The following is a 20,232-nucleotide window of genomic DNA, read 5'->3' as shown; positions in this document are numbered from 1 at the left end:
CCTATGCACGACCGCTGAAGCTTGACAATTGTGCAGCCTCTACACCCATGGCTGAGAGCGTGTTCGTATAAATTTTATCGATATCAGGATCAAATACGGCTTCTTCATTTAGCGGGCAACTGAGCCAGCTATTTGCTTCGATTTCTTCTTCAAGTTGACCTGGCGACCAACCCGCATAACCTAGACAAAGCACAGCTTTTTTTGGACCGACACCAGCTGCGATAGCCGTCAAAACATCTAGCGTTGCGGTAACGGCCAGCCCGGCAGATAGATGCATGGACGAGGAATTGGTATAATCATCTGAGTGAAGTACAAACCCACGCCCACTATCAACTGGACCACCAATATGAACTGGCAACAGATCGCTAACATCTTCTGGTAAAATGACGCGAGGTTTAGCTTCGACCTGAAGCTTCTGCATGAATTCCGAAAACAGAATATCAGACTGTTTATTCAATACAAATCCCATCGCACCGTCATCTGAATGAGAACAAATCAATATAACACTTTGTGCAAACGGCGTATCATAAAGTCCGGGCATGGCAATAAGGAGGTTATTCTCTAAATAACCACCCCCACGCTGTAATATATCGTTTGATCTATCCATATTTGATAACCTAGCAGACTTTATTTTCCACGCAAACTGTTCACAAAACAAGAACTATTCTCTGAGCTTTTGATAAGGATATACAAATTATAATCTCACAAGCTAGTCAATTCTATTTGATTGGTATTATTAACAAGCGTGGTTTACGGTAAAGGGTATGAAACGTATTAAGTCATATTTCACATGCATTCTTCTTGCGCTGTGTCTTCCAACTCTTCCCAGTTTGGCAGCAAGTACCGATTGGTTCGAGACAGACGGTGCTAAGCTTCGATTTATTTCGGAAACTATTCCAAATAGTAATGACATAATTGATGCTGTGTTGCAGATCGAGCTTGAACCCGGTTGGAAAACCTATTGGAGGGAACCAGGTTCTTCGGGAATTCCTCCCAGTATTGACTTTTCCCAAAGTAAAAACATCAAAGAAGCACGCGTGCTTTTCCCCACACCCGTTATGATTGACGATGGGTATTCACGATATGCGGGTTATAAAAAATCCGTTGCTTTGCCAATTGAAATTAAAAGCAATGGTGAGAATCTGCATCTAATTTCAGATATTTTTATTGGTGTTTGCAGCCATATATGCGTCCCTTTTTCTGCCAAAATCGATCTCGACTTATCTAATTTGCAGACAAATGCAGCGGAAAAAGAAGTCATCGAACTGGCTCGCATAGGGCTTCCGCTTAAACAAGGCGATGATCTCAAACTTAATAAAGCAAGCTTTAATAACGTGGAAAATTCGATTGATTTGAATATAGAACTTCCAAGCTTTTATCCCAAATCATTCAAACCAGAAGTATTTTTGCATGGGCCGTCAAAATTATCGTTGTCCCAACCCCAACTTATAGAGATCAATGAGACTCAAGCCAAATTTAAAACAAAGCTCTTCAAAAAACTAAAAGTAGATGAGACCCTATCTGGAGAGATGTATGTTTTAATAAAGCTCGGACAAAGATCTGTAGAAACCTCTATAAATCTGGACACGCTAAATTAAAGTTTCTAACATCCAAACCTACGCCGCTCTGGTCATATAACTAGATTATGCGAACAAGCTCCACTATCTTCGTTAAATAAAATTTGTAAGGAAATATGTATGTCAATTTCAATTGGTGATTCTCTCCCAACAGCTGTTTTTAAAGAGAAAACGCCCGATGGATTATCCGAAGTCAGTGTAAATGACATCTTTGACGGCAAGAAAATTGTTCTTTTTGCAGTACCAGGCGCGTTTACCCCTACTTGTCATTTAAATCACCTCCCCGGCTACCTTGAACATCACGATGCGATCAAAGCCAAAGGCGTTGACGACATTGCTGTTGTCTCCGTCAACGATGCTTTTGTTATGGGTTCATGGGCAGATGTTACCGGCGGGGCAGATAAAATACGTTATCTATCAGACTGGGATGCGAGCTTTACCAAAGCAATTGGTTTGGAAACTGATCTTTCTGCAGGAACATTGGGCATTCGTTCCAAGCGCTATTCCATGATCGTTGAAAATGGCAAAGTTACTGCGCTCAATGTCGAAGATGTGCCAAGCGAAGCAGTTAGTTCGGGCGCAGTAAAACTGCTCGAGCAACTTTAAATTACGATTTTTTAAACGGCTCCATTCCGGCACGAGCGAGCTCATCAGCACGTTCATTGTCGGGATGGCCTGCATGCCCCTTGACCCAATGCCATGTCACATCATGGCGACTACGCGCCTCATCTAACGCTTGCCAAAGCTCTACGTTTTTTACTGGTTTCTTGGCAGCTGTGCGCCAATTATTTTTCTTCCAACCATCAATCCATTTCAAAATTCCATCGCGCACATATACAGAATCTGTATATAGATCAATTTTGCAGGTTTGCTTCAAAGCATTCAATGATTCGATTGCAGCGGTTAATTCCATCCTGTTATTGGTGGTGTTGGCTTCGCCACCTTTTAATTCTTTTTGATTATCTTGATAACGAAGGATCGCACCCCAACCACCTGGTCCCGGGTTACCGGAACAGGCGCCGTCTGTATAAATTTCGATATGTTTCATGAATTAATTCAACCCGTACTCAGATGGGCTCTTGATACTTTGGTGAAAACGCAGCCGACGCAGATATTCAAGCGGATCTTTTTTTACAACAAAGGCACCATCGGGAACATTGATCCAATCGTAAAGGCGGGTGAGGAAGAACCTCATGGCTGACCCGCGAGCGAGCAACGGCATCGCATCACGCTCTGCTGGCTCCAGCTTGCGTATGCTTTCATACCCTTTGAAAAAAGCCATAGCTTTGGTCATATTGAAAGAACCATCAACCTCAAAACACCATGCATTTATGCAGATGGAAATGTCATAGGAAAATGTATCGTTACAAGCAAAATAAAAGTCTATCAGGCCAGACAGGTCATCGCCGATAAAAAAGACATTATCGGGAAAGAGATCTGCATGGATAACTCCACTTGGTAGCCCCCTTGGCCAATTATTTTCCAACTCATCAAGCTGTCCGTCTATTTCTGCAACCAAGCCCTTTTGAACCGTATCGGCTTTATCTCGTGCCTGATTCCAAAGAGGTCGCCAATCTGAAAGCTCAAGCCCGTTTTTTCGCCTTATCGGGAAGTCCTGCCCCTTGAGATGGAAACTTGCAATGGCTGCACCTAGTTCACGGCAATGCTTGGCTTGGGGTTTTCTGAGCCACATGCCTTCTAAAAAGGTAATAATTGCGGCTGGGCGACCAGCTAACTCTGACAGGATCTCCCCATCTTTTCTATGAACAGGCAGTGGGCAGCTCACATCGCGCGCCGCTAAATGTTCCATCAATCCCAAGAAAAACGGTAAATCATCCTTATTAACCCGCTTTTCATAGAGGGTGAGAATAAAGGTGCCTTCTGTTGTACGTAACAGATAGTTAGAATTTTCAACGCCTTCGGCAATCCCTTTGTAGGAGAGTAACGTTCCAATATCATATTTTTTGAGGCAATCCGCCAACTCAACTTCATTAATATCTGTATAAACTGCCATTCTACTGCCCGTTCACAAAAGCCATGTCTTGAACCGTAAGTTCGACATCTCTAATCTCGCGGTTAACAAGAAAATTCTCGGTCTCTTTGACAATTTCGGCAAGCTCAATTTTAACATCAAACCGTTCGCGGAATGCTTCGATAATCTCATCAACAATAACCTCGGGTGCTGAGGCCCCGGCCGACATGCCGAGCGTGCGTACATCTTCAAATTGATCCCAATTGATTTCTGATGCTCGTTGAACCAAAAGCGAATTCTTTGCCCCTGCTCGCTTAGCAACTTCGACAAGACGCTTGGAGTTCGACGAATTCGGCGCGCCAACTATAATGAAGAAATCACAACCTTCCGCGGCCTGTTTTACAGCTTCTTGGCGATTGGTTGTCGCGTAGCAAATCGATTCAGCAGCAGGTGCATGAATATTCGGAAAGCGCTCCTTCATCCGTTTGATCACATCTTGTGTATCATCGACCGATAGTGTGGTCTGCGTTACAAACCCTAAAGCATTTGGATCGCTTGGCGAGAACGCGTCCACGTCCTCCACCGTTTCGATAAGTGTAACTTCACCTGCTTCCAACTGCCCCATTGTTCCAATGACTTCAGGGTGACCTTTGTGTCCAACCAAGATAACATGACGCCCCAAACGTACATGGCGCATGGCTTGTTTATGGACTTTTGACACCAGCGGGCAGGTCGCATCTAGATAAAATAAATTTCTCTCAACAGCATCTTCTGGCACGGATTTCGGTACGCCATGAGCCGAGAAAACCACCGGTTGATCGTGGTGTTCTGTCGGTATCTCATCAAGTTCTTCAACGAAGATTGCGCCAAGTTGCTCGAGCCCTTCGACAACAAAACGGTTATGCACAATTTCGTGGCGCACATAAACGGGCGCTCCATATTTTTTGAGCGCAAGCACTACAATTTGAATAGCTCTATCCACACCTGCACAAAATCCGCGCGGGCCACATAATCGAATTGTCAATTCAGATTTTTGCATCAAAGTTACATCCTATTTTCATAACCTTAGTGGGTGGCCTGCCTCACGATGTCAAGAGGAAGCAACGATGATCTTTAAGCTTTCAATGTCTTGCGCCGAAACAAAAATACACCAGCGATAACCAATAATGTTGCAGCAAGTCCATACCAGGTGAAAGCATATGATAGATGGTTATTGGGAAGATCAATAAGTGTCACACCACCAATTGGATAGCCGCCAGGAATATCTGACTTAACGGCATCGATGAAAAACGGTTGCACCTGATCATCTGCGATCGTTAACTCACTCATCTTCGTCATCAAAATGAGATCTTTCCAATAAAATATGTTTTTAACCGGATCATTATCAGGAACCAAACTGGATGGTTTTTCATTTAACATTTTTCGAGCAAGACCTGTGACCGACACACGACCTGTAATTTGTCCTTGCGGACGTAATTCCGGATTCTTAAGGTCAAATTCAACAAAACCACGATTGATGAACACGGTGCCACCTTCAAAGCTCAATGGCGTATAAACATAATACCCCGTGCGGCCTTGATGCGTGGCAAAAAAATGCTGTTCTTTGGAATGATCAAAAACACCCTCAACCGTGACGGGTTGATATTCAAAAGCCTTTTCATCTTTTACATTCTCGATAATCTGATCAATCGTTACTGGTTGCGACTTAAGTCTCTCGTCTATCTGGCTAAGAAGATTTTCTTTCCATTCCAGCCGATTAACCTGCCATGTCCCCAGCACGATAAGGGTCGCAAACACTATTATCGTTAAGGTCAAAATGAGTAAGTTAGCGATAGAGAATTTTTGAGTTTTCTGTTGTTCCATGTAGTTATCCCCGATCAATTTCACCCGGAGCGGCTTTATTTCTATATTGCAAACAAATCATTATGCCCTTTATTGCTCTTAATAGATATAGACCTAGTCCGATGGTGAGTGGGAACCATATGGCAAGGTGAAGCCATAAGGGCGGCGAATAATTTACTTCAAGCCATAAGGCCAACCCAACGACAACAAACCCTAAACCAGTCATAACGAAAACAGCAGGTCCATCACCTGAGTCAGCAAATGCATAATCGAGCTTACAATTTAGGCATTCTTTCTTCAGCGCAAGAAAACCGTCAAACAACTGCCCTTGGGCGCAACGCGGGCACCTCCCTTTGAACCCGGTTGAAACAGGATCAACAGGTGCATATCTTGCATGATCATCGCCCATCGCATTTCCGCTTAAATTACTTTCCAAATAATAAAGGGCGACCAAAAAGCCGCCCTCCAAAACTATCATAATACATTTTCCAACTAGTGGATAGCAGCACCCCAAGAGGCCCAAACATATACCGCAAAGAACAGGAATAGCCAGACAACATCAACAAAGTGCCAGTACCAAGCAGCAGCTTCAAAGCCAAAATGCTGGTCTTCTTTAAAGTGGCCTTTAAGCGCACGGATCAAGCAGATGAGCAGGAAGATTGTTCCAACAAGCACATGGAAACCATGAAAGCCTGTCGCCATGAAGAATGTTGATCCGTAGATTGAATCTTTAAATGCAAATGGTGCAGCAGCATACTCATAAGCTTGTACGCCTGAGAATAAAAGACCAAGAACAACTGTAGCCAAAAGACCATATATAAGGCCTTTACGATCGCCATGTAGCAATGCGTGGTGAGCCCAAGTCACGGCTGTACCAGACCAGAGCAGGATCACAGTGTTATAAAGCGGCAAATGAAGTGGGTCGAGAACCTCGATACCCGCAGGAGGCCACTGCCCCCCCGTATAAGCAACACGTGCTTCCTGTACAGCTTCAGCCGGATAAAGACTTGCATCAAAGAACGCCCAGAACCAGGCGACAAAGAACATCACTTCTGATGCAATGAACATGATCATGCCGTAGCGAAGGTGAATGGACACAACTCGTGTGTGATGCCCCTCATGCGCTTCTTTGATCGTATCAGCCCACCAGAACACCATTGTCGCCAGCACACCGGTAAGGCCGATGAAAAAGAGCCAAGGAGTAGCTAAGAACTCCAAGCCGAACAAGGCAGTTGTATCATCTGATAGATATCGCATATAGCCGATACCACCAATAGCCATGATTAAAGCGCTGGCTGAACCCAAAAACGGCCAAGGGCTCGGGTCGATGATGTGATAATCGTGATTTTTAGTTCCCGCCATAAGAATTACCCCTCAATGGTCTTATCTACGCCACAAGCGCAGGTCATAATCGCAAAATTCGTATAAAACGAATATGTTAATTGTTCATATCTCATAATTTCTTCTCCGCATCCACCGTTTCAGACAAAGCTGCAACAGGTTTTTCACTCTCATGGGAGAAAAAAGTGTAAGAAAGTGTAATGGTTTTGATGTCCTTAGTTTCTTCGTAATCAACAATTTCTGGATCAACGAAAAATATCACCGGCATATCCAAGCTTTCACCTGGCTCTAAGTCTGTTTCAGTAAAGCAGAAACACTCCACCTTATTAAAATAGGCACCAGCAGATTGAGGCGTCACATTAAATGTAGCTTGTCCATTCGTTGTCATGCCAGCAATATTCTTTGCCAAATACTCAATTTGAGCTGTTTCGCCAATTGCAATCTCAATTTCGCGAACCTTGGGTTTGAAATCCCAAGGTAGATCTCCTGAAACATTTGCGTCAAAACGAATTTTAATTTTCTGGTCAAGAATAACGTCAGATGCCTGCTCAACACGAGATGTAGTACCACCATACCCCGTAACCTGACAAAAAATTTCATAAAGCGGCACAGCAGCATAGCTCACACCAACCATAGCACCAACAAAAGCTACACAGGCGATGGCGACTTTACCATTGCTGTTTTTAACTGCTTTGTTTTCTGCTTGGTTATCAGTCATGACAGCTTCCTAAAACTTTCCTGATGCAACATCAGGACCAATTTTAACAACGGTTAGAATGTAAACTATGACGACAAAAACAATCAGCACAATTCCCAGAGCTACAGAGCGGGCTTTCCTAGCTTTTGCCTGTTTCTCGGTCAGAGTTACTTTTTCAATCTCAGACATTAAAGAACTCCGATAGCAAGTTCGATGCCGCGATCAATGATTAACATTGAGAAAATAGCAAATAGATAAATAATAGAGAAGCCAAACAACTTCTTAGCGGCTGTCATCTTGGAATCCGCTTCGTCCATCCTGTAAGTTTTCCAGGAGTAAAAAACAAAACCCAAACCAAGAGCAAGTGCAACAGCGCCATATGCAAGCCCCGCAAAGCCCATAAGGGTTGGTAAAACACCACAAATTGCGGTTAAGATGGCATATGCTAGCATCTGTATTTTAGTTTTATGCGCGCCAACAACATTCGGCATCATTGGAACACCAACGGCTTCATAATCCGTTTGCTTGAATAGTGCCAAAGCCCAAAAGTGAGGCGGTGTCCACAGAAAAATAATAGAAAAGAGAACAACACTCTCAAGCGTGACAGTGCCGGTCACAGCGGCCCAACCAATCATTGGCGGAAATGCACCAGCTGCGCCACCAATCACAATATTCTGCGGTGTCGAACGCTTAAGCCACATAGTATAAACCACAGCATAAAAGAAGATAGTGAACGCTAGAATACCGGCAGCTAACCAATTTGTGGCAAGGCCGAGGATAATTGTCGCGAAGACTGATAAAACGACACCAAAACCAAGTGCTTCTTGACCAGTAATTCGTCCTGATGGAATCGGGCGCTTCTGAGTACGTGTCATGATGACGTCAATATCAGCATCATACCACATGTTGAGCGCACCACTGGCACCAGCACCAATGGCAATACAAAGAATCGCAATGATACCAATAACCGGGTGAATATTCCCCGGGGCAATAATCAAACCTACAGCGGCAGTAAATACGACAAGCGACATGACACGTGGCTTTAACAACTCAAAATAGTCACCAGCTAAAGCCTCGGACAAATGAGTGTCGGGCAGCTCTGCGGTTAGTTCTATATTTTGACTACTTGCCATTTGACGAATGATCCAAAAATCAGTTTGTTATTTATATTGAAACCGCCAAAAGGCGGTTTCAAATTCTCGTTTTTGGAAGATTATTTAATCTTCGGAAGCTGTTCCCACTGGTGATACGGCGGAGGAGAAGACAATTCCCACTCAAGAGTATCAGCACCTTCACCCCAAGGATTGTTTCCAGCAGCACGTTTTTTCGCGAACGCTTCCCATACACATACGAGGAAGATCACAACACCGACAGCCGAAATGTATGAGCCGTATGATGAGATTGCATTCCAGCCAGCAAATGCATCAGGGTAATCGATGTAACGGCGCGGCATGCCAGCAAGACCCAAGAAGTGCTGCGGGAAGAATACGATGTTCACTCCGATAAACGTCACCCAGAAATGCGATTTAGCAAGGAATGAATTGTACATATAGCCCGTAATTTTAGGGAACCAGTAATACCAACCAGCAAAGATCGCAAACACAGCACCAAGTGATAGCACGTAGTGGAAATGAGCAACCACATAATATGTATCATGATAAGCACGATCCAGGCCAGCATTAGCCAACTGAACACCCGTCACACCACCAACAGTGAATAGGAAAATGAAACCAATTGCCCAAAGCATTGGTGTGCGGAAAGTAATTGAACCACCCCACATTGTTGCAATCCATGAGAAGATTTTAATCCCTGTTGGAACAGCAATCACCATTGTTGCAAATACAAAGTAGCGCTGTGCATTGAGTGACAGGCCAACAGTGTACATATGGTGGGCCCAAACAACGAAACCAACGACACCGATACCAACCATTGCATAAGCCATACCCATATAGCCAAAGATTGGCTTACGAGAAAATGTTGAAATGATGTGCGAAACGATACCAAAACCAGGCAAGATCAAAATATAAACTTCGGGATGACCAAAGAACCAGAATAAGTGTTGGAACAAAATTGGATCGCCACCGCCATCAGGGCTGAAGAAGGCCGTCCCAAAATTCCGATCGGTTAGGAGCATTGTGATGCCACCTGCAAGAACTGGCAATGAAAGCAACAACAAGAAAGCTGTAACAAGCACTGACCAAGCAAACAATGGCATCTTGTGCAATGTCATACCAGGGGCACGCATATTCAAGATGGTTGTGATGAAGTTAATTGCACCAAGGATGGATGAAGCACCAGCGACATGAAGCGCAAGGATTGCAAAATCCATAGCAGGACCGGGTTGGCCAGTTGTTGATAATGGCGGATAAATTGTCCAACCACCACCAGTACCATATGAGCCTGCCGGACCTTCGACAAACATTGAAAGAAGAAGCAGAATAATCGCAGGTGGTAACAACCAAAATGAGATGTTGTTCATGCGCGGAAATGCCATATCCGGCGCACCAATCATAATTGGAACCATCCAATTGGCAAAGCCACCGATAAGCGCAGGCATAACCATAAAGAAAATCATGATCAAAGCATGCGCCGTTGTAAACACATTATACATATGTTTACCAGCATCTATAGAATTTGCCTCGGTTACGTCACTATATAGCATTTGTGCAAAGCCGTGGAAGTATTGAATTCCCGGCTCTTGCAATTCCATACGCATCGCAACTGAAAGCGCAAAACCGATAATTCCGGCAATAATCGCAAAAATCAGATAAAGCGTACCAATATCTTTGTGATTTGTTGAATACAACCACCGGCGGACAAAGCCCTGAGGCACGCCGTGATTGTGATCATCATGAGAAGCAGTAGTATCTGTCATAATTTCCTCTATCGCCTTCTTTATTCAGACTGAGAAGCAGCAAGTTGAACTTTTGACTTGCCAGTCTCTACGGAAGCCATAAGGGCTTTATTAGCATCTTCAATGTCGTCTGCAGCTGCAGCTAACCAAGTGTCATACTGTTCTTGTGAGACAACACGGATTGCGATCGGCATATATGCATGATCCTTGCCGCAAAGCTCCGAACACTGACCATAGTACAAGCCTTCTTTTTGAGCGTTGAACCAAGTTTCGTTTAATCGACCTGGGATGGCATCAATCTTAACGCCAAATGAAGGCATCGCAAATGCGTGGATTACGTCAGCGGCTGTTACAATCAGCCGAACTTGAGTATTCACAGGAACGACAACTTCATTATCGACAGCCAACAAACGAGGATACGCTGCTTTATCTTCTTTACCAGCTTCCACACGGTCACCCTCTTGCAACATCAGCGCATCGAAGGAAACTTCGTTTTCCGTCTGATACTCATAGCCCCAGTACCACTGGTATCCAGTTGCCTTGATTGTAATCTTAGGTTCTTCTTCAGGTACAAGTTGCTGTGTCAAAATATTGAATGACGGAACCGCAATTGCAAGGAGGATCAAAACAGGGCCTAAAGTCCAAACAACTTCAATCGCAGTATTGTGCGATGTAGTGGAGGGCTCAGGATTACGTTTTGCGCTGAATTTCCAAGCTACATAAGCCAGTAAAACCGCCACAAACAATGTAATTGGAATGATGAACCACAAAGTGTAAACTTCAAATCCAATAATTTGACTCATCATATCGGTTGCAGCAGGCTGCAATCGCGTTTGCCAATCGACTGGTTGCGCCGCAAACACCGCGGTCACTGAAAGCAGCAAGCTTGAAATAGCCATAGCTGCATAAGCCAATTTTTTCACGTTAGGTCTCCCTCACATACATCTGCGCGTCAGAAAACCACGCAGAATCCCAAAATAATTGTTGCTGTTAAAACCACACAATGGCCTCTATCGCAATATACGTATTGCTGAATTCATGCGGCATTTTTGCGCGGGGGCCCAAAAACCCTTATAAATCCACAATTGTGAGCATATTTATACCATCATTTCAGCAAAGGTTTGCGTCAACTTTACAAAAAAGAATTCCAATTATTAAAAAAAACGTGGAATTCCTCAATTTGGACGAATTTCAAAACCCTTATCAAGCTGGAAAAGAACTAATATAGTGATTTAATATGCATTTTCTTTTATGCACATATAAATCAACAGTAGAGTACTGATTCGCCTGAATGGGGGCTTAATTAATTTTGATGATGAGAAACTCGATGCGCCTTTCCAAAATTGCTGTTTGCCTTTCAATGTTTTTGTCTTTGATATTTCCTCTTCATAGTATGGCTCAAACTTCTGAAGCCAACCCTGAGCGGCAAGTTATTCCAAACCCTAATGGCACAAGCAGTCAACCTCCTGGCTATATCAAGGAAAAATTTGGCGAGTGGCATCTAGTTTGTGACCAACCTGCGGGGGCACCCGGTGATCAATGTGTTCTAATGCAGAATGTAGTCGCCGATGACAGAGCTGACGTTGGCCTTTCAGTCATTGTAATTAAAACAGCGGATAAAAAGGCACGTATTCTTCGCATCTTGGCTCCGCTCGGTGTTCTTCTGCCCAATGGTTTAGGTCTTATCATTGACGGTAAAGATCTTGGTCGCGCTTATTTCACACGTTGCTTTACGGACGGATGCTTTGTTCAAGTTATTATGGATGATGATATGCTTAACGCATTGAAAAGCGGAGATACTGCTATCTTTTTCATTTTCCAAAGCGAAGAAGAAGGCATAGGCCTACCAGTTGACCTAACCGGTTTTTCAAAAGGCTTTGAAGCACTCGAATAAGTTCACACCTATTTGAAGCTATCATGAGCTGAATATATTTGTACTTTCAAAGGTTCAGCTCCATATTAGTTCATTGATGTACGCACAAACGATAATACGGAGTTCGTAATGGCTGACAATTTGTTTGAAAATTTTGACATCGACGAAGCAAGGATTCAGTCGATTGTGGCAAACAGCCTTTCGAACGCAGATGATGGCGAGCTTTATGTTGAATATTCGGAAGCTGAGTCTCTTACGTTTGACAATGGTCGTCTCAAAGGCGGCAGCTTTCATAGTGATCAAGGCTTTGGACTACGCTCTGTCGCAGGCGAAGCAACTGGCTATGCGCATTCTGGTGAGATGACAGAACAGGCGCTCATGAGGGCTGTTGATTCCGTCAGCGCGGTTACACGTGGTTACAAAGGTACATATTCCGAACCGCCAGTTGGCACCAACCGCAAACTTTATTCAGAAAACAATCCCCTTAGCTCACCAAACTTTGAAGCAAAAGTCGCTCTTCTGCAGGATATTGATGCCTATCTGCGCGATAAGGATGAAAGCGTTCGACAAGTTACCGCTTCGCTAAGTGCAAGTTGGCAGGTTGTGAATATCCTGCGCGCTGATGGCCATATTGTGCGCGATATTCGCCCTCTCACGCGAATGAATATCTCGGTCGTTGTTGGTAAAGGTGACCGTCAGGAAACAGGTTCATTTGGCATTGGCGGGCGTCAGGACTTCGGCGAGTTCATTGCAATTGATAGCTGGAAACATGGTGCCGACGAAGCGCTACGCCAAGGATTGGTCAATCTTGAAGCAATTGCCGCGCCCGCTGGCACAATGGATGTTGTTCTTGGCGCTGGTTGGCCTGGCGTGATGTTACATGAGGCAGTGGGCCACGGGCTGGAAGGCGATTTTAATCGTAAAAAGACATCGGCGTTTGCTGGTCTTTTGGGTGAGCAAGTTGCAGCAAAAGGTGTCACCGTCGTGGATGACGGCACGATTGATAACCGTCGAGGTTCTCTTTCTGTTGACGATGAAGGCACACCCACTGGCTATAATGTTCTTATCGATGATGGAAAACTCGTTGGCTATATGCAAGATCGGCAGAATGCGCGTCTTATGGGCGTAAAACCTACTGGAAATGGTCGCCGCCAAGGTTACGCACATCAACCTATGCCGCGCATGACAAACACCTACATGCTGGGTGGAGATAAAGAGCCTGCGGAGATTATTGAATCCGTTAAAAATGGCATCTATGCCGTCTCATTTGGCGGCGGTCAGGTTGATATTACATCAGGTAAATTCGTTTTTGGTTGCACAGAAGCTTATATGATTGAAAACGGGAAAATTGGTGCACCTGTCAAGGGTGCTATGATGATTGGCAATGGCCCCGAAGCGATGCATCGCGTATCAATGGTTGGCAATGATATGGAGCTTGATACCGGCATTGGTATGTGTGGCAAACAAGGCCAAGGCGTTCCAGTTGGCGTTGGGCAGCCTCATCTTCGTATGGATCAGATGACAATTGGTGGTACACAGACTTAGTGTTAGTGGTGCTGGATAATTCCATCCTGCACGATCACGTCTTTCTTTGTATTTACAAACTTTGCTTTGCTGGGCTGTTTTGCAAGATCGTCAGAGTAAACCGGGCCAAGCAAGCGCAGGAAATAATCAAATGAAATGCATTTGTCTTGATAAAGCCCATACTGACGATGAATATCATAAATCGATTTCTTCGTTTTACGGTAGCGTTTTATATCCATCGAATGTTTGAAATTTACACGAGAAATTTGATATCCTCCCTCAGGAGCACCTAATCCTAAAGCTTTGAACATATCAGATTTATAGAAGCAAACAGGATCATCTTTGCATTGATAATCATGCCAAAACAGCTCCTCTAATTTAAGAAGCTTGCTTATCTTTTCTCTAAAAAACGACGCCTTTGGAACCAATGCAGTACTCAGCAGACTTCCACCCATGCTCAAGAAAGTAACGCGTCGCCCTTCCAATAAAGATGGATTTTGATCTAGAACTTTTGCCAAAACTATGGGCACCCAAACCGCACCGAAACTGTGCCCAGCAAAAACCACTTCATCGTGCTGGCTTATTGTCAGTTCACGGGACACCACCTGCGCGAAAATCTCGTAGCGTTTTTCGATATCCTCATTGGCACCGACAGCCATATCTCTTGCATATCCCCAATGTCCTATTGTTAGTGGGAAAAGCAACCTATCGCCAGGCCATTTGCAAAATACAAAAAACAGAATGATGGAAAGGATGGTAATGGAAACGGTTTGTATCTGGTCATCAAAATTAAGCATGCCCACAAGCGAGGAGGTAGCACCATACGACAGACCGGCAAAGAGTATCATCATTATAATTGGGAAGAGTGCAAAACCACCATAAAGTTTACTTTGTTTGAAGTATCTAAAAACCGTTCCATCAAAGAAAAACGCCAGATATTTTGGAACATTTTTCAACATATTCCCAACTATGAAACCATCCAAATACGGCGCAACAATATCACCAAATGAAAACTGGATAACACGGGTATTAACCTGCCATTTTTCTCCTATGATTTCTAAATCGCATTCAACGAAATGCTCATCTAAATGCTGGTTTTGCTTTTTTTGTTCCGTCGAAATACCCCAAACTTCACTTGTTTTTTTTGCGCAATACACCACACGACCAAGCATCTTCTCACCCGCACTCGCTTCAAACCCTTGAAAGTTAAAGACTAATCTTGATTTTACAGGTACATCTGGCATGAAAATGATTTACTCGATTTTAACTACAAAGACAGGTTCTGCAATATAAAGCGTAAATGCGTTTCAAATTCAATCTAACTTAATAGAATTCATTTATTATCGCGAGTATCTTAGCTCAAGGCCATATGAAATGAACAAACCCCTTGCGATAGCTCTTCGCAGATCAATGAAAAAGGCAATGATTCAAGCTGGTTTGGAAACAATTTCCGGGATCAATAGCTTAGGTATGATGTCTGAATTATCAGGCATTGGCGCTATTTTCACGATGCACCGGGTTGAACCCACACCTGACCCATTGTTTAACCCAAGTGCGCATTTGAGCGTGACCCCGGATTTTTTGGAAAAAACAATTCTGGCATTGAAAGCAAAGAATTACCGCGCTCACTCACTAAACAATTTAAAGACCTATTTAAAAGACCCAAACCCTCGCCAACCTGCGATGTTTTTTACTCTTGATGATGGATATAAAAATAATCTCGAATATGCGTTGCCGGTGTTTAAAAAGCACAATGTACCTTTCACGGTATTTGCCTGTAGTGGTTTCGTTGAGCGTTCCCATACCATGTGGTGGGAAACAACCGCTGAATTATTGATGAAAGTTGATGAACTCAACTACGACATTGGTAAGGGCGAACGTCGTTTTGAAGTAAAATCGGCTGCGCAAAAATATGCCGCATTCGAGCAAATATCTCAAGATATGACAATGCTAGAGCATAGTGCTGCTGTCGAAAGATTGGATCAACTCGCTTCTGAGCACGGAATTAATGCTCAAAATATTACCAATGCTCTCATTTTAACAGATGAAGAATTGCGAAACCTATCTAAAGAACCATTGGCAGACATTGGCGCGCACACTATCAGTCACGCCAATTTGGCACTGGTAAATGATCAGAAACTTGGTTTTGAGATGGCGTTTTCAAAAGACCACATTGAAACAATAACGGGCATGCCTGCTCCCCATTTCGCTTTCCCTTATGGAAAACTAGAAAATGCAGGCAAAAGAGAATTTGAGAAGGCGCGCAACTCGGGTTTTGATTTATCTGTTACCACTGAGCCAAATGTGCTTGATCAAACCGCCTGTCAAAACCTATTCGCACTCAAACGCATTTCACTCAACGGATATTATCAGCGAAGCCGATATGTTAAAGCACTAGCTTCTGGCATTCCGTTTAAGCTTATGAAGGCTGGATAACCGTTATGGAAAAAGGCGCTTTGTCGTCCAATCGTCAGAACTTGCTGCTCTTTCAAACACAATCCGGTCATGCAGCCGATATGGACGATCATGCCAAAACTCAATCGAAAGCGGTGTTAGTCTAAAGCCAGACCAATGTGAAGGACGGGGGATATCACCATCACCAAACTTCTCGGTAAACTGGTTAACAAGACCTTCCAATTCACTACGTTCGGATAACTCTCGCGACTGTGCTGATGCCCAAGCTCCTACCCGGCTACCTCTTGGTCGAGAGTTATAATACTCATCTGCCTCGGCTTCCGATACTTGCGTAACACCACCACGGATACGCACTTGACGACGCAGACTTTTCCAATGAAAACAAAGAGATGCCTTTTTTGAGGCAAGCAGCTCTAACCCTTTGGTGCTTTCGAAATTGGTGTAGAATGTAAAGCCATCAACACTGAAATCCTTGAGCAACAAAATTCTCACATTTGGCATGCCGTCTTCATCTACTGTTGCGACCGACATCGCATTTGGGTCATTCGGCTCGCTTGCTTTTGCATCGGCCATCCACGTTGCGAACAGCTCAAACGGGTCATCAGATTGTGTGAAGTCATTATTTGTTAACATTTTCTCAGTCATAATGCTTTCCAATTGCTTAACAAGTTCATTTGTTTTTTAGGTTTGTTGAATGAGTCTCGCCGTAGAATCCAGTATTTCCACTAAAAGTACAATGTGCCGTCTTGTCGCAAAATTGTGTTTCATAGTGAGCGTATTCGCACTTGGAGGCTGTATGAGTTCGGTTGGACCTACAGTCCAGGCAACACAACAAATTGGTAATTATTCGATAGCTGCTTTGCAGGATCTTGATCTTTCAGATGAAATTTTAGCCGATGCGATGAGCATTCAGCACGCAGTATCAAAGGCAAAACCATTTAATATTGATACTTTAGCTTCAGTAGATAACTCAAATATTTCACCCCTCTTTTGGTCTAATAATGTAACTGGTAGCCAGGGTGAGATCTCCTATTTATCCGAAAAAGCATCCGGCAATGGCGTCTGCAAACACTTCAAATCAACTCGACTAAGCTTTGAAGGTGTATCGAGTTACAAAGGTGTTAGTTGCAGCACATCTAATGGAGGCTGGAAGCTTCACAGTTTCTATCCCGTCATTTAAGCATAAAGCAACGTCTCCCTGATTTCGCATAATTACTATTGAGCATCTCTCATATACTTGTGGTTAATATCTACTTGCTAACTTAGCTCTGTAGTTAGTTAAAGGTATGAGTAATGCGTAGCCCCTATTCTGTATTGGGTATTAATAAGTCTGCAAAAGACGATGATATCAAAACCGCCTATCGCAAGTTGGCAAAGATTTGGCACCCTGATCAAAACCCGTCTGACCCGAAAGCTGCTGAAGTTTTCTCCGAGATTAATAATGCCTACCAACTCTTAACAGATGGTCCGCGTCGAAAACTTTTCGATGGTGGAAAAATTGACGCGAATGGTCGACGTAAGAAGAAACATACTTTTGTAAATCAAGGTTTTAATCCGTTTGCAAAATCAAAAACAGCGGCCAGTGACGACGAAAAAACTGAGAAAAAGCAGAAAGCTAGTGTAAATACAAACACTACATCAGCGGCTTCAAAGCAAGCATCTGCGACGAAACCTTCAACAGAACAACGTCGCAATGAAACTGAAAATCCATTTGCAAATGCCTCTTTTGGTGACATGATTGGCCAAATATTTGGTACAGAAGAAGAACGTGTTGCATTTGAAGCGAAAGCAAGAAAAATTGCAGCTGAACGTGAAAAAAACTACCAACATGAAGCCATCTCAGCACTTGATAGCGCATTTACAAAATTTGAACGGCACAGAGAAAAATCAACAACACAGGCTCCAGACCGAAACTTCATTCTCGATGTCGAACTGGCAGATATATTTACAGGTGTTACGCTTCCTGTTCAACCAGAGCGCAAAAATGGCGTAAAAGTTCATATTCCCGCTGGAACGCCTGATGGTGGCGAAGTACGCCTGGCTGGCATGGGAGATTGCCGAAAAGGAGAGATTCCTGGTGATATAATTGTGAAAGTGCGCTATCGTCCGAACGAAAAATTTTGGATACGAAATGGTGAACTACATACGCACCTCGCTGTTGATCTTGCTGATGCAGTTCTCGGTGGTGAAGTTGTAGCACAAACACCCGAAGGACCGGCAACATTTCAATTGCCCGAATGGACAAGCTCAAATCATGTAATCCGTATTCCAAACCGAGGTTTACCGAGTTTGAATGGAGAAAGGGGCGATCTATGTGCAAATGTTTGCATCCTTTTACCTGAACGACAAAACGAAGACTTAAAAACAATCCTTAAATCGACCCGTAAAAGCTGGTTTGTATAGAAAACATCAAATTCTAAGTACTTTCAGGAAAACCATAGTCACTTTTTTAGCTTAAACACTTAGCAAGGCATAATGAAACTGCTTCAACGCTTGAATGCATGGCCTTGCTGTGTCATAGCCATTTTTATATTGCATGGTTTCATCATTGAAGCACGAGGATAACTAAATGACAGATACAAATGGCCTTATGAAAGGCAAACGCGGCTTGGTTATGGGCGTTGCCAATAACAGGTCAATTGCATGGGGTATCGCAAAGGCTTGCGCAGACGCTGGCGCGGAATTAGCGCTAACATATCAGGGCGAAGCTCTTAAAAAACGGGTCGAACCGCTAGCTGATGAACTGGGCGCAATTGTTGCGGGACATTGCGATGTCACGGACGAAAGCACTATTGATGATGTTTTTGCCAAATTAGAAGCAGAATGGGGCAAGATTGATTTTCTTGTTCATGCCATTGCTTTCTCTGATAAAGACGAACTCACTGGCCGTTATGTAAACACAAGCCACGATAATTTTATGAAAACGATGGACATCTCCGTCTACTCATTCACCGCCGTAGCTCAGCGTGCAGAAAAACTGATGGCTGATGGTGGCTCGATGCTGACCCTGACCTATTATGGCGCTGAGCGTGTTATGCCGCATTATAATGTTATGGGTGTTGCAAAAGCTGCGCTTGAGGCGAGTGTTCGTTACTTAGCCGTTGATTTAGGTAGCAGCAATGTCCGCGTGAATGCTCTTTCTGCCGGCCCAATTAAAACACTAGCAGCTTCTGGCATTGGCGATTTCCGTTATATCCTGAAATGGAACGAATATAACTCGCCACTTAAGCGCACCGTAACAATTGAAGAAGTTGGAAGCTCGGCACTTTATTTATTGTCGGATCTATCATCTGCGGTAACAGGCGAAGTTCATCACGTCGATTCCGGTTATCACACCGTTGGTATGAAAGCAGTTGATGCGCCCGACATTAGTACAGTCTAAATGACCGAGTTTTCAAGGGGCCTTCGGGCCCCTTTTTACTGTCTGAAAAACTTAAAGTTGCAATATATCAGAGTTATTAAATGTCACTATATATAATTCGACACGGCCAAACCGATTTCAACGCGCAAGCCCGTTTCCAAGGCAGTATGGATATTCCACTAAATGATATCGGTAGAGGCCAAGCCTTAAGGAATGGTAAGAAGCTGAATGAAATTCTAAGGGGAAATAGTTCTAAGTTTGATTTCGTGTGCAGCCCGTTAGGTCGTGCGCGTGAAACAATGGAGATCATTCGATCTGAATTGGAGTTGCCAAAAGCAGATTATCGAATAGATAAGCGCTTAACCGAAATTAATTTCGGCGATTGGGAAGGTCATACTGCATATGAACTGGAGCAAAAATTTCCTGAACTTTACGCTCAACGGGAGGCGAATAAATGGACATTTACGCCCCCAGGTGAACGTGCAGAAAGTTATGCCAGCTTAGCTGAACGGATTACGCCTGTGTTTGAAGAATTTCAAAAACCTACAATTTGTGTTTGCCATGGGGGTGTGATGCGCGTGATGTTGCAAATCAAAGGTGAAGTTTTCGGTCACAATGCTGCGATTACTCAAATACCTCAAGATGAATTTTTGAGCATCAAAGGCACAAATGCGGAATGGATTTAAAATTCATGCTGGATGAATGAAATTACATGCGCAGCTATTCCACAATCAGATAAATTAACCTAAAAGATCACTCAGATCTATTTTAACTCG

23 protein-coding genes are annotated in these 20,232 nt (G+C 43.6%); 9 read left to right on the top strand and 14 right to left on the bottom strand.

Features of this window, described 5'->3' with window-relative positions:
- Position 1: 1 nt before the first annotated feature.
- A complete protein-coding gene (locus AB2J24_RS13785) occupies positions 2 to 607 on the bottom strand; it encodes a YqgE/AlgH family protein (protein ID WP_367385866.1) in 606 nt (201 codons plus the stop codon).
- Between the two features lie 157 nt (positions 608 to 764).
- Here AB2J24_RS13785 and AB2J24_RS13780 point away from each other — a divergent pair, with 157 nt between their 5' ends.
- Positions 765 to 1,598: a protein-disulfide reductase DsbD domain-containing protein gene (locus AB2J24_RS13780; RefSeq protein ID WP_367385865.1), complete on the top strand. Its 834-nt coding sequence runs from the start codon at positions 765 to 767 to the stop codon at positions 1,596 to 1,598.
- Between the two features lie 99 nt (positions 1,599 to 1,697).
- On the top strand, positions 1,698 to 2,183 hold the full coding sequence (locus tag AB2J24_RS13775) for a peroxiredoxin (protein ID WP_162651947.1): 486 nt from the start codon (positions 1,698 to 1,700) through the stop codon (positions 2,181 to 2,183).
- A 1-nt stretch (position 2,184) separates the two neighbouring features.
- Here the strand turns inward: AB2J24_RS13775 and rnhA are convergent, their stop codons facing one another.
- The 11 genes from rnhA to coxB form a co-directional block, all read right to left on the bottom strand.
- Positions 2,185 to 2,625, bottom strand: a complete 441-nt coding sequence (gene rnhA / locus AB2J24_RS13770; RefSeq protein WP_367385864.1) for a ribonuclease HI — start codon at positions 2,623 to 2,625, stop codon at positions 2,185 to 2,187.
- 3 nt (positions 2,626 to 2,628) lie between these two features.
- The gene (locus AB2J24_RS13765; protein ID WP_367385863.1) at positions 2,629 to 3,591 is read right to left on the bottom strand and encodes a homoserine kinase; all 963 of its coding nucleotides are present in this window, start codon (positions 3,589 to 3,591) and stop codon (positions 2,629 to 2,631) included.
- A gap of 1 nt (position 3,592) precedes the next feature.
- Positions 3,593 to 4,588, bottom strand: coding sequence for a 4-hydroxy-3-methylbut-2-enyl diphosphate reductase (ispH, locus tag AB2J24_RS13760; protein WP_162651950.1), 996 nt, complete (start codon positions 4,586 to 4,588; stop codon positions 3,593 to 3,595).
- 74 nt (positions 4,589 to 4,662) lie between these two features.
- Positions 4,663 to 5,412: an SURF1 family protein gene (locus AB2J24_RS13755; RefSeq protein ID WP_367385862.1), complete on the bottom strand. Its 750-nt coding sequence runs from the start codon at positions 5,410 to 5,412 to the stop codon at positions 4,663 to 4,665.
- Between the two features lie 4 nt (positions 5,413 to 5,416).
- A complete protein-coding gene (locus tag AB2J24_RS13750) occupies positions 5,417 to 5,800 on the bottom strand; it encodes a DUF983 domain-containing protein (RefSeq protein WP_367385886.1) in 384 nt (127 codons plus the stop codon).
- An 83-nt stretch (positions 5,801 to 5,883) separates the two neighbouring features.
- The gene (locus AB2J24_RS13745) at positions 5,884 to 6,753 is read right to left on the bottom strand and encodes a cytochrome c oxidase subunit 3 (RefSeq protein ID WP_162651952.1); all 870 of its coding nucleotides are present in this window, start codon (positions 6,751 to 6,753) and stop codon (positions 5,884 to 5,886) included.
- A gap of 91 nt (positions 6,754 to 6,844) precedes the next feature.
- Entirely contained in the window at positions 6,845 to 7,450 is a 606-nt protein-coding gene (locus AB2J24_RS13740; RefSeq protein ID WP_162651953.1) for a cytochrome c oxidase assembly protein, read from the bottom strand.
- Positions 7,451 to 7,459: 9 nt separating this feature from the next.
- Positions 7,460 to 7,618 (bottom strand): hypothetical protein, encoded by a 159-nt coding sequence (locus tag AB2J24_RS13735; protein WP_174244209.1) that lies wholly within the window; start codon positions 7,616 to 7,618, stop codon positions 7,460 to 7,462.
- Complete coding sequence (locus tag AB2J24_RS13730; protein WP_367385861.1) at positions 7,618 to 8,562, bottom strand: heme o synthase; 945 nt, start codon at positions 8,560 to 8,562, stop codon at positions 7,618 to 7,620. Before AB2J24_RS13730 ends, AB2J24_RS13735 begins: the two co-directional genes overlap by 1 nt.
- 80 nt (positions 8,563 to 8,642) lie before the next feature.
- Entirely contained in the window at positions 8,643 to 10,304 is a 1,662-nt protein-coding gene (gene ctaD, locus AB2J24_RS13725) for a cytochrome c oxidase subunit I (RefSeq protein ID WP_162651955.1), read from the bottom strand.
- 20 nt (positions 10,305 to 10,324) lie between these two features.
- Complete coding sequence (gene coxB, locus AB2J24_RS13720; protein ID WP_162651956.1) at positions 10,325 to 11,206, bottom strand: cytochrome c oxidase subunit II; 882 nt, start codon at positions 11,204 to 11,206, stop codon at positions 10,325 to 10,327.
- A 404-nt stretch (positions 11,207 to 11,610) separates the two neighbouring features.
- Here coxB and AB2J24_RS13715 point away from each other — a divergent pair, with 404 nt between their 5' ends.
- Both AB2J24_RS13715 and tldD read left to right on the top strand, forming a co-directional pair.
- Complete coding sequence (locus tag AB2J24_RS13715) at positions 11,611 to 12,177, top strand: invasion associated locus B family protein (protein ID WP_244627835.1); 567 nt, start codon at positions 11,611 to 11,613, stop codon at positions 12,175 to 12,177.
- Between the two features lie 108 nt (positions 12,178 to 12,285).
- Complete coding sequence (gene tldD, locus AB2J24_RS13710; protein ID WP_367385860.1) at positions 12,286 to 13,701, top strand: metalloprotease TldD; 1,416 nt, start codon at positions 12,286 to 12,288, stop codon at positions 13,699 to 13,701.
- Positions 13,702 to 13,703: 2 nt separating this feature from the next.
- Here the strand turns inward: tldD and AB2J24_RS13705 are convergent, their stop codons facing one another.
- Positions 13,704 to 14,924 (bottom strand): hypothetical protein, encoded by a 1,221-nt coding sequence (locus AB2J24_RS13705; protein ID WP_367385859.1) that lies wholly within the window; start codon positions 14,922 to 14,924, stop codon positions 13,704 to 13,706.
- Between the two features lie 130 nt (positions 14,925 to 15,054).
- Here AB2J24_RS13705 and AB2J24_RS13700 point away from each other — a divergent pair, with 130 nt between their 5' ends.
- A complete protein-coding gene (locus AB2J24_RS13700) occupies positions 15,055 to 16,116 on the top strand; it encodes a polysaccharide deacetylase family protein (protein ID WP_367385858.1) in 1,062 nt (353 codons plus the stop codon).
- 3 nt (positions 16,117 to 16,119) lie between these two features.
- On the opposite strand, the gene pdxH is transcribed toward AB2J24_RS13700, so the two are convergent.
- The gene (pdxH, locus tag AB2J24_RS13695; RefSeq protein ID WP_367385857.1) at positions 16,120 to 16,740 is read right to left on the bottom strand and encodes a pyridoxamine 5'-phosphate oxidase; all 621 of its coding nucleotides are present in this window, start codon (positions 16,738 to 16,740) and stop codon (positions 16,120 to 16,122) included.
- A 151-nt stretch (positions 16,741 to 16,891) separates the two neighbouring features.
- Between pdxH and AB2J24_RS13690 the strand changes: the two genes are divergently transcribed.
- From AB2J24_RS13690 to AB2J24_RS13675, 4 genes are all read left to right on the top strand, one after another.
- Positions 16,892 to 17,275 carry an RT0821/Lpp0805 family surface protein gene (locus tag AB2J24_RS13690; RefSeq protein WP_367385856.1) on the top strand — a complete coding sequence of 128 codons (384 nt, stop codon included), beginning with the start codon at positions 16,892 to 16,894 and terminating at the stop codon, positions 17,273 to 17,275.
- A gap of 113 nt (positions 17,276 to 17,388) precedes the next feature.
- Entirely contained in the window at positions 17,389 to 18,498 is a 1,110-nt protein-coding gene (locus AB2J24_RS13685; RefSeq protein ID WP_367385855.1) for a DnaJ C-terminal domain-containing protein, read from the top strand.
- Between the two features lie 166 nt (positions 18,499 to 18,664).
- Positions 18,665 to 19,477, top strand: a complete 813-nt coding sequence (fabI, locus tag AB2J24_RS13680; protein WP_162651964.1) for an enoyl-ACP reductase FabI — start codon at positions 18,665 to 18,667, stop codon at positions 19,475 to 19,477.
- Positions 19,478 to 19,557: 80 nt separating this feature from the next.
- Positions 19,558 to 20,142: a histidine phosphatase family protein gene (locus tag AB2J24_RS13675; protein WP_367385854.1), complete on the top strand. Its 585-nt coding sequence runs from the start codon at positions 19,558 to 19,560 to the stop codon at positions 20,140 to 20,142.
- The last annotated feature ends 90 nt before the right edge of the window (positions 20,143 to 20,232 follow it).

The sequence above is a fragment of the Lentilitoribacter sp. EG35 genome, from assembly GCF_040784015.1.
Taxonomy (GTDB): domain Bacteria; phylum Pseudomonadota; class Alphaproteobacteria; order Rhizobiales; family Rhizobiaceae; genus Lentilitoribacter.
The sequence above is the reverse complement of the archived record's forward strand: the minus strand, read 5'-3'. Positions and strand labels throughout refer to the sequence as shown.

What these genes read in the sequence shown, in the direction of transcription:
- AB2J24_RS13785 (WP_367385866.1), bottom strand. Translation starts at nt 607, where the DNA reads ATGGATAGATCAAACGATATATTACAGCGTGGGGGTGGTTATTTAGAG.
- AB2J24_RS13780 (WP_367385865.1), top strand. Translation starts at nt 765, where the DNA reads ATGAAACGTATTAAGTCATATTTCACATGCATTCTTCTTGCGCTGTGT.
- AB2J24_RS13775 (WP_162651947.1), top strand. Translation starts at nt 1,698, where the DNA reads ATGTCAATTTCAATTGGTGATTCTCTCCCAACAGCTGTTTTTAAAGAG.
- rnhA (WP_367385864.1), bottom strand. Translation starts at nt 2,625, where the DNA reads ATGAAACATATCGAAATTTATACAGACGGCGCCTGTTCCGGTAACCCG.
- AB2J24_RS13765 (WP_367385863.1), bottom strand. Translation starts at nt 3,591, where the DNA reads ATGGCAGTTTATACAGATATTAATGAAGTTGAGTTGGCGGATTGCCTC.
- ispH (WP_162651950.1), bottom strand. Translation starts at nt 4,588, where the DNA reads ATGCAAAAATCTGAATTGACAATTCGATTATGTGGCCCGCGCGGATTT.
- AB2J24_RS13755 (WP_367385862.1), bottom strand. Translation starts at nt 5,412, where the DNA reads ATGGAACAACAGAAAACTCAAAAATTCTCTATCGCTAACTTACTCATT.
- AB2J24_RS13750 (WP_367385886.1), bottom strand. Translation starts at nt 5,800, where the DNA reads ATGGGCGATGATCATGCAAGATATGCACCTGTTGATCCTGTTTCAACC.
- AB2J24_RS13745 (WP_162651952.1), bottom strand. Translation starts at nt 6,753, where the DNA reads ATGGCGGGAACTAAAAATCACGATTATCACATCATCGACCCGAGCCCT.
- AB2J24_RS13740 (WP_162651953.1), bottom strand. Translation starts at nt 7,450, where the DNA reads ATGACTGATAACCAAGCAGAAAACAAAGCAGTTAAAAACAGCAATGGT.
- AB2J24_RS13735 (WP_174244209.1), bottom strand. Translation starts at nt 7,618, where the DNA reads ATGTCTGAGATTGAAAAAGTAACTCTGACCGAGAAACAGGCAAAAGCT.
- AB2J24_RS13730 (WP_367385861.1), bottom strand. Translation starts at nt 8,562, where the DNA reads ATGGCAAGTAGTCAAAATATAGAACTAACCGCAGAGCTGCCCGACACT.
- ctaD (WP_162651955.1), bottom strand. Translation starts at nt 10,304, where the DNA reads ATGACAGATACTACTGCTTCTCATGATGATCACAATCACGGCGTGCCT.
- AB2J24_RS13715 (WP_244627835.1), top strand. Translation starts at nt 11,611, where the DNA reads ATGCGCCTTTCCAAAATTGCTGTTTGCCTTTCAATGTTTTTGTCTTTG.
- tldD (WP_367385860.1), top strand. Translation starts at nt 12,286, where the DNA reads ATGGCTGACAATTTGTTTGAAAATTTTGACATCGACGAAGCAAGGATT.
- AB2J24_RS13705 (WP_367385859.1), bottom strand. Translation starts at nt 14,924, where the DNA reads ATGCCAGATGTACCTGTAAAATCAAGATTAGTCTTTAACTTTCAAGGG.
- AB2J24_RS13700 (WP_367385858.1), top strand. Translation starts at nt 15,055, where the DNA reads ATGAACAAACCCCTTGCGATAGCTCTTCGCAGATCAATGAAAAAGGCA.
- pdxH (WP_367385857.1), bottom strand. Translation starts at nt 16,740, where the DNA reads ATGACTGAGAAAATGTTAACAAATAATGACTTCACACAATCTGATGAC.
- AB2J24_RS13690 (WP_367385856.1), top strand. Translation starts at nt 16,892, where the DNA reads ATGAGTTCGGTTGGACCTACAGTCCAGGCAACACAACAAATTGGTAAT.
- AB2J24_RS13685 (WP_367385855.1), top strand. Translation starts at nt 17,389, where the DNA reads ATGCGTAGCCCCTATTCTGTATTGGGTATTAATAAGTCTGCAAAAGAC.
- fabI (WP_162651964.1), top strand. Translation starts at nt 18,665, where the DNA reads ATGACAGATACAAATGGCCTTATGAAAGGCAAACGCGGCTTGGTTATG.
- AB2J24_RS13675 (WP_367385854.1), top strand. Translation starts at nt 19,558, where the DNA reads ATGTCACTATATATAATTCGACACGGCCAAACCGATTTCAACGCGCAA.